This window comes from Anabaena sp. CCY 0017, assembly GCF_963920885.1.
GTDB lineage: Bacteria > Cyanobacteriota > Cyanobacteriia > Cyanobacteriales > Nostocaceae > Nodularia.
Genome location: NZ_CAWUDG010000004.1, coordinates 221401 through 234553 on the forward strand (window position 1 = coordinate 221401; position 13153 = coordinate 234553).

General features: G+C 39.7%; 12 protein-coding genes and 1 pseudogene. 4 read left to right on the forward strand and 9 right to left on the reverse strand.

The window, feature by feature from the left end; all coding sequences use genetic code 11:
- Positions 1–165: 165 nt before the first annotated feature.
- Complete coding sequence (locus ACM0OW_RS07345) at positions 166–558, reverse strand: hypothetical protein (protein WP_414549374.1); 393 nt, start codon at positions 556–558, stop codon at positions 166–168.
- Positions 559–666: 108 nt separating this feature from the next.
- On the opposite strand from ACM0OW_RS07345, the gene ACM0OW_RS07350 reads away from it, so the two are divergent.
- A complete protein-coding gene (locus ACM0OW_RS07350) occupies positions 667–1827 on the forward strand; it encodes an AI-2E family transporter (RefSeq protein ID WP_414549375.1) in 1161 nt (386 codons plus the stop codon).
- A gap of 71 nt (positions 1828–1898) precedes the next feature.
- Here the strand turns inward: ACM0OW_RS07350 and ACM0OW_RS07355 are convergent, their stop codons facing one another.
- The 4 genes from ACM0OW_RS07355 to ACM0OW_RS07370 form a co-directional block, all read right to left on the reverse strand.
- Entirely contained in the window at positions 1899–3227 is a 1329-nt protein-coding gene (locus ACM0OW_RS07355; RefSeq protein ID WP_414549376.1) for a serpin family protein, read from the reverse strand.
- A gap of 483 nt (positions 3228–3710) precedes the next feature.
- A complete protein-coding gene (locus ACM0OW_RS07360; RefSeq protein ID WP_414549377.1) occupies positions 3711–4703 on the reverse strand; it encodes a glycosyltransferase in 993 nt (330 codons plus the stop codon).
- A gap of 28 nt (positions 4704–4731) precedes the next feature.
- Positions 4732–5385, reverse strand: a complete 654-nt coding sequence (locus tag ACM0OW_RS07365) for a DUF6391 domain-containing protein (RefSeq protein ID WP_414549378.1) — start codon at positions 5383–5385, stop codon at positions 4732–4734.
- A 454-nt stretch (positions 5386–5839) separates the two neighbouring features.
- Positions 5840–6103 carry a helix-turn-helix domain-containing protein gene (locus ACM0OW_RS07370; RefSeq protein ID WP_414549379.1) on the reverse strand — a complete coding sequence of 88 codons (264 nt, stop codon included), beginning with the start codon at positions 6101–6103 and terminating at the stop codon, positions 5840–5842.
- A gap of 353 nt (positions 6104–6456) precedes the next feature.
- Here ACM0OW_RS07370 and ACM0OW_RS07375 point away from each other — a divergent pair, with 353 nt between their 5' ends.
- Positions 6457–7434 carry a carbohydrate kinase family protein gene (locus tag ACM0OW_RS07375; protein WP_414549380.1) on the forward strand — a complete coding sequence of 326 codons (978 nt, stop codon included), beginning with the start codon at positions 6457–6459 and terminating at the stop codon, positions 7432–7434.
- On the opposite strand, the gene ACM0OW_RS07380 is transcribed toward ACM0OW_RS07375, so the two are convergent.
- Positions 7435–7920: a gluconokinase gene (locus ACM0OW_RS07380; RefSeq protein WP_414549381.1), complete on the reverse strand. Its 486-nt coding sequence runs from the start codon at positions 7918–7920 to the stop codon at positions 7435–7437.
- A 57-nt stretch (positions 7921–7977) separates the two neighbouring features.
- Positions 7978–8703 (reverse strand): DNA/RNA nuclease SfsA, encoded by a 726-nt coding sequence (gene sfsA / locus ACM0OW_RS07385; protein ID WP_414549486.1) that lies wholly within the window; start codon positions 8701–8703, stop codon positions 7978–7980.
- 652 nt (positions 8704–9355) lie between these two features.
- Here sfsA and ACM0OW_RS07390 point away from each other — a divergent pair.
- Positions 9356–10027: a 2OG-Fe dioxygenase family protein gene (locus ACM0OW_RS07390; protein ID WP_414549382.1), complete on the forward strand. Its 672-nt coding sequence runs from the start codon at positions 9356–9358 to the stop codon at positions 10025–10027.
- A gap of 85 nt (positions 10028–10112) precedes the next feature.
- On the opposite strand, the gene ACM0OW_RS07395 is transcribed toward ACM0OW_RS07390, so the two are convergent.
- Positions 10113–11261, reverse strand: a complete 1149-nt coding sequence (locus ACM0OW_RS07395) for a DUF711 family protein (RefSeq protein WP_414549383.1) — start codon at positions 11259–11261, stop codon at positions 10113–10115.
- 146 nt (positions 11262–11407) lie between these two features.
- Between ACM0OW_RS07395 and ACM0OW_RS07400 the strand changes: the two genes are divergently transcribed.
- Positions 11408–12676: a tetratricopeptide repeat protein gene (locus tag ACM0OW_RS07400; RefSeq protein ID WP_414549384.1), complete on the forward strand. Its 1269-nt coding sequence runs from the start codon at positions 11408–11410 to the stop codon at positions 12674–12676.
- Between the two features lie 25 nt (positions 12677–12701).
- On the opposite strand, the pseudogene ACM0OW_RS07405 reads toward ACM0OW_RS07400, so the two are convergent.
- A pseudogene (locus ACM0OW_RS07405) lies at positions 12702–13013 on the reverse strand (DUF2887 domain-containing protein); the annotation flags it as partial.
- Positions 13014–13153 lie beyond the last annotated feature (140 nt).

Below are 13153 nucleotides of genomic sequence, written 5' to 3' on the forward strand. Positions count from 1 at the left end.
CACAACACTTATAGCAGGATTTCTCATTATTTGTCTTAAATCCGGAGATAATTAATTGAAGTATGACAACAATAAGTTACTTTGACCAGACCTGATAGGAGATCATCTACAATTTTGCAAAAAATCAGTAAAACCACTAGTAAATAATGGGGTTAATTGCAGAAATTAAGACAAGTATCTTCCCAACAATCGCTCGGCAAAGCTACTTAACCCTGATAAACGATGAGATTTCCCCTGAATGACTCGAATAATTAGCCAGACACTGACCAAAAAATAACCAGATGTCAGAAAGCTATTGAGGATTAACATCCGCAATGTAAAAAATTCTGAAGTCGCTGCACCAGTTGCTAGCAAAGAATAACCCAACAGCCAAGTAAATGCCAAGGTAATAGACAGACGACTTACAACCAGTTGTTCCCGACTTCCCTGGCGACGATAGAGAGTCCACAAGGATGGGAAAAAGCCAATGACTGGAATTAAATACAAAAACAACTGTCTTTTAGAGGTAGTTGTGTTTTGAGTGTACTGGGAATTGTCAATTGGTTCAAGATTTTCCATAAGTTTAAGTCTAATCCTAAAGGAGAGGGATGAAATAGGATGACGTAGTTAGAGATAATAAGCTATAGAGAAAGATTTTATTCCGTTCTATCCCGCAATCGGCTAAAGATGCAGACACGCAAGCTACTCAACTGGTGGCAGACATTTACACCCATAGCGCGCATTGGGGCGATCGCGTTATGCGCCCCCATTTTAGTCCTCAATGGTTGGGCAATTTCGGCTATTTTCCATTATTTCCACTCGCTAATAGTTATTTTAGTGGGAGCCTCAGTACTAGCATTTCTGCTCAACTATCCCGTAAGCTGGATGGAGCGTCAAGGTGCTAGGCGAGAACAAGTTGCCATTTTAGTCTTTTTGATCGCTTTATCGGTGCTGTTGGCCTTGGGTGTCACCCTGTTTCCTCTCGCCCTCACCCAAGCCCAACAATTGGTGGCGCGATTACCAGAGTTAATTGACTCTGGCCGTTCTCAGTTAATGATGTTAAATCAGAAAGCAGAAACCCTGAATTTACCAATTAACCTTGATGCACTGGTAGTCCAAATTAACGATCGCGTCAAGAATCAATTGCAAGCGATCGCCGGACAAGTATTAAATTTAGCAGTGGTGACATTCACCAGCCTGCTAGATTTCCTCTTAACAATGGTTTTGACCTTCTACCTTTTGCAGCATGGCGGTGAACTCTGGCAGAGTTTAGTAGAATGGCTACCTACGAGATTTCGCGCCCCTTTCTCCAGAACAGTCCGCCTGAGTTTCCAAAACTTTTTCATCACCCAACTAATTTTATCTACCTGTATGGCATCAGCCCTCATTCCCACGTTTTTGTGGCTGAAAGTGCCGTTTGGCTTATTATTTGGCTTAACTATTGGCATCATGGCGCTGGTTCCCTTTGGCGGTTCGGTAGGTATCGCCCTGACAACCTCCTTAGTAGCGCTGCAAGATTTCTCAATGGGAGTCAAAGTTTTAATCGCAGCTGTAATCGTGCAGCAAATTTTAGAAAACTTAATTGCACCCCGAATTTTAGGTAGTTTTACTGGTCTAAACCCAGTTTGGATACTAATTTCAGTGCTTACAGGGGCAAGAGTTGGTGGACTTTTAGGGGTAATTGTGGCAGTACCCACTGCTGTAATTATTAAGACAGCTTTAACAGCCTTGCGTCCTCAAGGGTTGAACAGTGAAGCGGAAGAGAAAGTTGCACCCGTTCTTACCGAAAAATCACCAACATCTGAACCCAATAATCCTCTAGGTGTTTCAGAACCGGGATTACCCTAGCAGGGGAGCAGGGGAGCAGGGAGCAGGGGGAAAGAAACTTACTCAAAAAACACTCAGCACTCAGCACTTTCCTACTGTGGGTCAGTAATTGAACCCATGAATAAAATGCTGCCTGTTTGATTATCTCGAATAGCAGAGAAAAAGGGACGGTCAACAATCAGACGGAAAGGTTCTGGTTTTTCTCTAAAAGATGTTGGTACTATTCCTACTGATGTAGCGGCGGCGGCTTCTGTACCTTCTTCGTTTACCTCCACAAATGTTTTATGCTTAACTTGACTAATTTTGAGGTTTTCACCCATAGCGGAAAAGTTAGCTTGATTGCTAAAAGCTTCTTCCATACCTAAAGCTTTGAGTGCATCATTGAGTGTGACATCATAATCTGTTTTAAAGCGGGGTAAGCGAATAAATCCATCTCGACTTCTGAATTGAGACACCCATTTTTCCCAGTTGTCAAAATTTAAGTTTTGGTAAAAGGTTTGGAGGTTAGATTCCTCTTTGGGCAAGAAGATATAAAAGCTAACTTTGCCATCTTCGCCATAAGGTAAACTAATTGCCTGAAACTGGTCGTTTTCATAGTATCTATATTCACCAGTTTGCGACATCATCGGGTGTTGCTTCTTTTCCCCAGATATCGATGTAAAAGGATGTTCAGCAGTTTGTGATTTATCAAACTGATTACTCCATTGTCCTTTAAAATATATGGCGTTTATTAGAAACAACACCTGTTCAGGTTCAATTTTTTCAACTATTTTGTTGATTTTTCCACGGGTACTATCTTTAACCCACTTATTGATAGTATTGGCAGATGCGGCATCTTGAAAGTCTAAATTTGTTACCTTGGCTTTGTAGAATTCCTGAGTGCTTTGGAGAAAATTCGGCTGCAAAGTAGCTTCTTGATTTGCCCATAGGGAGTTGGCAATAGTCAGTTGCACTTGCGGGTCAGGATTTTCTAGTAACTCTTTTAATGTGGCGTAACCTGAGTTAATTTCTGGTAGACTCATCCCCTGCAATTCTAGGGTTTTAGCCATTGCTTGTTGAGTAGAACCACTGGCTCCATTATATGCCATAGCCAGAGCGATCGCTACACTTGAAGGGGAAACAAAAATGTTATCTTTCCCACTGTTATTTTTCAAAACTTCGGAAAACAGTTTGAAGCCAAATTGATTATTAGCATCCACTAGTTTTGTATCAGAAATTAATGTTTTTTTTGGCAAGCGGGTCTCTGAATAAAGAGGATCAGATTGTGACAGGGTACTTGTATTACCACTAACCTGGGAACATCCTAATACACTGAACAGAACAACACTAGCTGCTGCCAAAACGTAACGTCTTCCCAGACTCACACCATAACGTCTTTGTAGGAAATTTTTTTCCACACCACTTAGTTTCTGCCGATTCATTCTGCTACCTCGTTTGCCCAACGTTTTTAGCTGTCTATACACGATTGACGCTAAATTATGTTTCGTTTGTTTACTATTGCATTTAGAACAACCAAAACTTTAGACGGTTACAGTTTTAGTAACAGCAGCTTGGTGTAGATAATTAAATATAACTTATGTAAACTGACAATTCAGAGGGTAATTCAGATGAAGCTTCAGACAAATTGATGATTTTTAACACTTTAACTGATGATAAATGTGTTTTAGACTACTTAAACATTAAAAAATAATTTTTATTGGGTTTTTAACCATAAATAAATTTAATGAATAGACGGCGACCAAATTTAATTATGATTTTTCCGAAACCCTATGTATGGACAATTTCTGTCGCCTAGATGAATTATCTTTTGTGGCTTTTATAGATAATAGCATTCTCCTATACATTTTACCTTAAATTAGGTATATTGTAAATTGAGTAATTACCGATATTCAAGGCAAAAATTCCTAAAAGTATTTCTGCCTGATTTTTTTATATATGTTCTGAAGGCGTAGTTTAGCCACACGAGTTTTCGATAAATCCTGAATATTGCCTGAAAAATTGATTTTGTGATCAAAAAATTCGTTTAATTCATCCAGAATCACTTGGAATCTGTGAAGAATATTTTCAGTTCGATACTCGGCAAAAAACTCTTCTGGCAGGTCGATAGTTTGTGAAGATTTCAGCGCCTTGATAATGCGTTGAATATCATACTCTTTTGAGTATCCGGCAATTTTAGAGCAATTAAATCCAGGATCTAAATAATCTGATAATCCACCGTTGACACTGGAAAATACCCGACAACCACAAGCTAGAGCTTCCATTGGTTGCAATCCAAAGCCTTCACTAACAAGCTGTTGCGCCCAATATTCGGCAGAGTCATACAGGTAAATTTTCGCCTGATTAAATAGCCCAGGTAAATCTTCTACATAAGAATCAACTAATTTTAGTTGACACTGTTTCTGCAAAGCTGGAATCAATTCTTGCATTAAGTATTCAGAAGATTTTCGGGCTTGAACTAAAACATCAATATCTCGCTCAAGATGTAAATTTTGAAATTCGTTACTAATTTGATTAGGCAAATAATACATCAGAGAATTAGGAGATTTCTGCCCCCAATATCCCATTGTGTTGCGACTAACTGTGATGATAGGAATACTCGCAGGGAGGCGAAAGTTGTAACCTGCACTATGGGCATGGTAAATGACGTTATATTGCTTAAGCTTGGCTGCCAGTTTAGCTACATCAAATCCCCAGCTAATGACAAATATAGCCTCATCTAAATTTTTTTCTGCCAGCAAATCGTCAATAAATAGTTGGTCTGTTTCTCTTTGGCGATAAGTGACAACATCAGCACTACAGATTTGTTGTGCTAGTTTAACTGTTTTTAATTCTGCCCAAAGTCCACCGCAGGCAAATTTACCATGAGTACCTGGAACTAAGAAGTAAAGCTTTCTCATTAACTCTCTATACTGACTGCAAAAGTTATCAATCTTGCCATCTGACTTTGACGAAATGTCCTTGTCGTCCCCAAAGGTCACGAGATAAAGTTATATTTTCAATTGCTAGGTTAAAGGGAATGGCGGTGGTGAGGTAGCGCTGGGCTATGGAACCTAAATCGGGTGCGAGTTCTGCGGCTGTGGTGGCTGCTATTCCTAAACCAATTAATTGCTCAATTGGTCGGAATGGTAGTAAGAGATTTACACCGACAGCTAGTCCAGCTGTTAACAGCATAGCCACTGATGCATTTGTGCCACAGCGAGGATGTACAGCTAAATCCCATTCACCATTGATGAGACGATTTAAGCCTAGTGTTACCGCCCGCCGCAAGTCGCTGATATTCACTTCACCGTAAAGGTAAAATCCCTGTTCTGTAGACAAACCACCTAAGAGTTCGTTATCTACCTGTACTTTTGTGGGGTTGCTTTTCGGTGCATAAGCGCTGTTGGCTTCACTCAGAACCCAAACAGTAGCGTGTTCTAGGGCGTGAACCTGCCGCAGCAGTATCATTTCTTTCAATCCTGGGATGAATGATAGCTGCCTGAGTAAATCGGCATCTTGTGTTGGTTGCGGTGCGGTAAAATCAAAACTCAGAAAATCAAAGGTGAACGAACTACCTTGAATAGAAGTGGAAGTATTCATAAGACCTTGTGGGATGCGGGAAACGAGCGTTTCTTTAAACCTCAGAGGGCAGCTAAACAAGCGATTCTCACCGCTTTGAAATGCTGATTTTTAATGGATATAATCCCAGGAATCAGCAAACCCGTAGAAGTCCCCGTAGATAACCCAGACTGAGGAAGCATTTGAGAGTACGTATCAGGTTGTGTCTCAATGCTCTAGTCAAACACGTAAGACTTACGAATTACAAGCTCAAGTCTAAAGACCTGAGTTATTGACAAAAACACTGCTCTCCTCACTGATGGAGCAAATAGATTTTATTAATGTAACGCTTGAGGCAGCGGATTGTTACTAATTTTTGTTGATGAGGACTGATGTACGCTGCTTTATTTAGATGCGAATCAGAATTTACGCTAGAGATTCATCTGAAAATAAAGGTGTGAGCAGAAGAACAATTAGTTACACGCCAACAAATTGGCTAATCTTTCTTGATGGGTAGAACACAGCAATTAACCTCGTCTAGGCAGATTTTACCCCACTGCAAAGCCCAACGCACGAGAGCTACTCGGTTGTCGGTTTGGGTTTTGGTGAGAATATTGCTGATATGGTTATCAACTGTGCGTTTGCTAATCTCCAGTTTGACTGCAATATCTTGGTTAGTTAAGCCAGCGGCCACTAAGTCGATAATTTGCAATTCTCTGTCTGACAGACTAACAGGGGTCTGAGACTCGCCACCAGCCATAACTATTTCTATCCTCCCTTGGTATATGTACTTAATCCTCTTTTAATTCTAGAAGATTCTTTTGTTGGAAGGGGTTTTAAGTTATGGCAGTATGGAATTGACTAGATTTTCTTTAGATTTTGCTGGGATAGTATATATAAAAATTTTGTGCTTTTTAAAACTTTAATTTAAGATAGACTAGTGAAAATACATACAGAAAATCGGAAGTTAGGGAGGATATATTTGTGATGATAGTAGCAAAAAGTGCTGGTTTGTTGAGTTTAGGACTGGCGACAGATGAGTTAAGAGTGTTGTAGATTTTATACTGGAATTACAAACTCAAAATAGAAAATCTCAGATTCTGGATTCATGAAATGAGCAATCCCCGTGTTTTGTGCCTTGGTGAAATTTTGTTTGATTGTTTAGCTGACCAATTGGGGCTAACTCTAGAAGAAGTGAAATCCTGGACTCCTTACCCAGGTGGTGCGCCAGCTAATGTAGCTTGTGCTTTAGTAAAACTAGGAACTCCCGCAGGTTTTATTGGGGCTGTTGGTGAAGATGAGCCAGGGAATGAATTAGTTAAGCTATTAGCAGAAATTGGTGTAGATACAACAGGGGTGCAACGCCATTCTACAGCACCAACGAGGCAAGTTTATGTGGTGCGCGATCTGGCAGGCGATCGCAATTTTGCCGGATTTGGTGAATATGACACCTCTGAATTTGCTGATACCCGCTTGCAAGCGAAACAATTGCCAGAGTCACTGTTTCAAGAGGCTGACTTTTTGGTAATGGGTACGCTGGAATTAGCCTACCCTGAAAGTGAGCAGGCAGTTCATCGCGCCTTAGATTTAGCAGAACAATACGACTTGAAGATTATTCTGGATGTCAACTGGCGACCTGTATTTTGGCAAAATGCAGATATGGCGCGCCAAAAAATCGAAGGGATATGGAAGCGAGTTGATTTTCTCAAACTTTCTAGAGAAGAGGCGGAATGGCTATTTGATACCACAGACCCAGGAGCCATTACTTACCGCATGGACACCATTGATGGGGTGTTGGTGACAGATGGTGAACATGGTTGCGCCTATTGTTTGGGTGAAAACGAAGGCAATTTACCTTCTTATCCGATTGATGTTGTGGATACAACTGGGGCTGGGGATAGTTTTTTGGCAGGATTTATCCACCAGCTAAGTCTACATGGTATTCAAGGTTTGCAGGATGCAGAAACAGCAAAAAAAGTTGTTGCTTATGCTAATGCAGTGGGGGCGCTAACTACTATTAAAGCAGGTGCGATCGCTTCTCAACCGACTGCGGCTGAAATTGATGCTTTTCTAGCTTCTCATCAAGTTTAGTTAAATCCCCAGAACTGTTTTCAGGTTCTGCACAATGAGTTGGGGTGGCTCAGAAACATCTACACAAATTGCATCATCTGGCTCCTCAAGAGCATCTAATTGGCTGTTGAGGAGTTTTTCTGACATAAAATGATTTTGCCGTCCTATGAGCCTCTGTTGGAGCAAATCTAAGCTGCCGTGGAGGTAAATTAGTTTGGTGCATTCAGCATCTAATACTAAATATTGGCGATAATCAGCTTTGAGGGCGGAACAGGCTAAAACTATATTGGTATTTTCTTTTAACCACAGGGCGATCGCTGTTTGCAAGTCTTTTAACCAAGGTTTTCTATCGGTATCATTGAGGGGAATACCTAGCCGCATTTTCTCGATGTTATCTATGGAGTGAAATTCGTCAGCGTCTTTAAATTCCCAGTTTAAGGCATCGGCTAGTAGTTTACCTATGGTGGTTTTGCCGGCACCGGAGACTCCCATGATGATAATTATCATTTTTTTTAACGCAAAGGTACGCGGAGGTAAGCGCAGAGGTGCGCGGAGAGGAGAGAGTTAGAGTTTGAGTTTTGCTAAACCTATATAGCGTATGCCTTCTGGAGATATGTCAAAACGGCAGGGTAGTACTTCTAAGCCGAGTGCGATCGCATTTCTCAATAGTTTACCATATACTGGGTCTGTAATATCACCAGGGGCAAATTCGGTACAATCACCTCTATTAATGAAGTACAACATCACGGCGCGGGTTTGGGGTAAGAGTGCTGTTAATTCCCGTAAATGTTTTTGTCCTCTCGTGGTTTCGGTGTCGGGAAATAGGGCTAAGGTGTTTTGCGCCCAAGTTGTATTTTTGACTTCTAAATAAATGGGGCGTTCTTCGTCGCTACCTGTTAAGAAAAAATCTACCCGACTTTTTTTATCTTGTCCATACACTACTTCCCCTTTGATTTGGCTATAGTTTCCCAATTCGGGGAAGAGGTATTTTGCTAATGCTAGTTTTACGATGCGGTTGGGTAACATGGTATTCACTCCTACCCAAGTTGGTTGGTTATCGTGTACTTGAATTAATTCTAAGGTGTAACCCAATTTGCGCTGGGGGTTATCACTTTTAGACACTTGTACAGCACTCCCCAGGGTAGATACTCCCGTCATTGGGCCTGTGTTGGGACAATGTGCTGTCACGATTTCCCCAGAATCAAGTTGAACATCAGCAAAAAATCGTTTGTAGCGCTTGAGTAGTATTCCCGAATATAGCGGTGGGTAGTTGTAAAGCCAGTCAATCATCATTAAACCTATGTGCTGTTAGTTAATATACTAGAACTTACGCATTGACAATAAAACCAAAATATGTGTGGCACTAAAAAGCACATATCTCGTAGGGGTTTAGCAATGCTAAACCCCTACCACACGGGTATATTTACTATTAACATAATCATTGTTCAAAGCCGGAAATTGGCTATTTTGGTAACAGCATACCATGATTAATTTTTACAGTGCGTAAGTCCTATATACATTGATTTTTTACTCATTCGCCCTCATACAGCAGTTCCCGGTGTTATGAGGTACAGATATTAATGATAAAACTCTTGTGGTGCGGGCATCTTGCCCGCTATGTGTACCTCATAGCAGAAGGAAGTGCTGTATAGGACTCATATTTGATTTATGAAACATACGTAGTGTAACGCACCAAGACCCAGAAGACGGTGCGTTAGGCTAAAGCCATAACACACCCTACATATACTTAGATTTTTCAATAATCAAATCGGATTCCTATATATAAATATCTTTCCAAAGGTGAATGAATCACATATCACAATTAGTCAATTTATGTAGTCAATTTGACGACAATTTAATAAACAGCCGCATATACTCAGTAATATAAGCCTCTCATCCAGAAATAGGGGGGAGGATTGAAATATATAAGAAGGTAAATCCTATGCAACAGGTATGGGAATCAACGGAATTAGAATATGCCTTTTTGTTTACTCTCAAAAAGGTAAATTCCATAAATTCAGCAGGTTTCAAACCATTCTTTAATAATTTACCAGATGATCCTTACCTCAAAGGTAATTATCGTTCGAGAAGATTATCTCGGTTTATCGCTGACGGGGATAAATTGATTAAATTACCTCATGGCTACCTCTTCCAAGGTAAAGATTATAATCCATTATTGGGAAACATTAAACGAGAGTTCGCAGAATTAGAAGATGAACTTGTAGAACTCGATAGCTTTAAAAATCTGGTTTTAGCATTTAGTGATTCTTGTAAACTTCACCCCGAAGCAGAAATAGGAGTTCATCAAATTAGAACCATCTGTTCGCCCCATAACTTAGGAAATCCAGCCCCAGAAGGAATCCATCAAGATGGGACAGACTTTATTGGCATCTTCTCTGTAAATAGAGAAAATATTCAAGGTGGAGAAACCCACTTATATACAGCCAAAAAAGAGAAACCAGTATTTAGTAAAATCTTAAATTCTGGAGAACTACTATTAGTCAATGATCATGAATTCTTCCACTTTACCACACCCATCAAACCACAGATAGAAGCAAAAGGAACCAGAGATGTATTCGTCTTAACCTCGCCCAGCTTATTGATAGACTACTAATCTCCTTTCTGTCTCTCTGTGTCCTCTGCGCCTCTGCGGTATGCGCTACGCGCACGCTGCGCGAACGTTAATCTTCCTCCAAAATTCAATCCACAGCAAAAACGTGACAATCAACAAGATAAGGGGAATTGAAACTAGTCATTTCCCCAGCTTTTTTATGTGGAATCGGAAATAATCTAGCAGATAGAGGCTTATTCAACTTAATAGCCAAAGTTGCCAAATCAGTTAATATACCAGCAATCTTGTCAACCGTAACATCACCAGGAATTGGCACTGTATCTAATCCACAGCCACAAACAGCCGAATATAATAATAAATGAGTAATATCATAAGTTTGCTCATTAGCCCTAGTAGCTAGACCAACATCTTCGCATACTGGCAGCATCAAACCAGAATAACCACAGATTTTCACAGAAACACTCTTTAAAACACGAGTTAACATCCCCGAAATGGCTAAAGTTCCTGGATGTCCAAATTTACCAGACATAATTTTTTCATAAGCAAAAGCAATACTATTTTCTTGATCTAAAGATGGTGCTAGCGATGTATCAATCCCGTTGTAATTTACCGCCAATTTTAGAGATATTTCCTCAGCAATCTTAGCAACTTTAATTAATTCGATTTCTAAAATTGATTTCAATTCTATTTCTGCTGATTGTATATTATCAGCTTGAGAAAAGGCTTGAGTTACTAATTTACCCAATTCTAAACCAATCCCAAAAGATGTCTCACCTATATGATATGCTGTAGGAAAGAATGGGATTCCTGGCTGGCAGTTTGCCCATGCACAATAGCGAAAGTTTCCATAGCCATTTTCAGTTTCTTGGGAAATGCGTTTGATACTTTTAGCTGATTCCCAGGCATTTTTAAAGTTGATACCTGTTTGTTGATTACCCAATTGGCTGGAACAGTAAATAATTGATGTAGATTGAATAATGTCGGGAATTAAGGCTATGGTTTCTGGTTTCTTTGCATAGCCAATATTGAAAAAGCTTATATCTAGGCTTTGACAGATTTTTTCTAAAGTTTTAATTTCGTGAATAATATCAATTTTTGCTAAGTTTAATAAATATTCTTCCCATGAGTTAGTGGTAATTCTAGTTGTTTGCACTTCATATCCTTGTTGGGCAAAGATTTCTTTTGCTTGTTGGTTAAATTCATGGGCTTGTTTGATTTTATCGGTGCTTTGGGGAGATGTAAGTGTGATTCCTGTGGTGATGGTTCTAATTTTCATTTCGCTGATGTATGGAAAATATTTTTTATCGAACCGCCAAGTCGCCAAGATCGCCAAGAGAAGAAGTAAGTTGAAATTTGGGAATTAGCTAAATTTAGGGTGAATATTTAATATAGAAATGGGATGTCTATCTGGTTCGATTGACTATGAGTGACGAATTTTACAATCAAGGACTGAAAAAAGCTAAGGAGAAAGACTACGCTGGCGCAATTGAGGAATTTAGCCATTCTTTACAATGGACACCTTATTTTGCTGATGCTTTTTTACAACGGGGTTTGGCTTATTATCACTCAGGGGCTATTCACAAAGCTGTTTCGGATTATACAGAAGCTGTGAGGTTGAATCCAGGAGGTATGGATGCGTATTATTGTCGGGGTTTGGCTAGGGTGGAATTGAAAAATTTACCGGGGGCTTTGCATGATGTAGACATTGCGATTCGCCTCAATTACGATTATGCGCCTGCTTATAACCTGCGGGGGATAATTCGACGGAAACAGGGTTTTATTTCCGATGCGATCGCTAATTTTAAAAAAGCCGCAGAATTATATTTAGCACAAAAGGACGCAGAAAGTTGTCGTCTGTGTATGGAGAATATTAGACAGTTGCAACCCAAACCAAAACCTGTTGTCCAGTCAAGTATTTCTACTAATACACCAATCTTATCGACAAACGCATATTTTACTCAGTTATTAGAAAAAGCCGAGACAGGAAATACCCGTGAGGCGATCGCTGATGTAAACTGGATATTACAAGCTGATCCGCAAGATGCCCAAGCTTATTGCTGTCGTGGGGTGATCCACTGCAAAATGGGAAAATATCAAGATGCGATCGCGGATTTTAATCAAGCATTATCTCTCAATTTTACAGATGTGGTTGTTTATCGTAATCGTGGTAAAGCCCGTTCACTTTTGGGCGATAATCAAGGTGCGATCGCGGATTTTAATCAAGCCATCAAAATTCAACCCCAAGATGCTTTAGTATATACCGCCAGAGGCAACGCTTACAGGACATCTGGTAATTATCTCGATGCAATTCAAGATTACAGCCAAGCCTTACAAATTAATCCCGATCATGCTCAAGCTTACTACAATCGTGGCATTGCCTATACTTGTTTAGAAGAAATGCAAAATGCTGTTGCAGATTATCAAAAAGCTGCGAGTATTTTTTGTGAACAAGAAGATTGGGAAAATTACCATCAAGTATTAAATAGTCTGAAAAATATTCAAACATCTAGCCCTGAGACAAAAAAGCAAAACTATAATTTATTGCGTCAAAAACTATTACGAATGGTGGGAGGATATTGGGAAATTGCCCAAAGATTAATTGATCAACAACAAGAATACAATCCGGGGATGTCAGACGAATGGTATTTACAAAAAGTGATCGCTGATTTAGAACGCGATCGCGGTAGGTAAAACCAGTACAATTGTCAGACAGCTTTCACTTATCAGTGTTCTGCTGTGCAGCAATTCGGACAGTTTCTACATCAACATTGAGTTGTTGAGCAATTTGTTCTATACTCATCCCTGTTTTTAATAACAGAGGCACTGCTGCTTTCAATACTTCTTCTCTACCCTCAGCTTTCGCTTCTTGATAAACTCTTGTTTCCTCTAAACTCAATCCCAGCATGGCTTCCACTTCCTCTCTACTCAACGAAGAAAACTTATAAACGGCAATTGTGGTAATAATATCTATGATTTCGTTTTTTAGCAGTGTGTCCCTTGACTCTAATTGTACCCGCTCAATTAATTGATAATAAATGGAATCGCGTTTCACGAAAAAATGATCATCATCTAAGTATTCAGTATTAATTGTATCATTTTTTAATCATGAGGGTGATTTAGCGGTATCTTTGGGAATGAAATCATGTCCGTTTAATTAGTTACGATTAC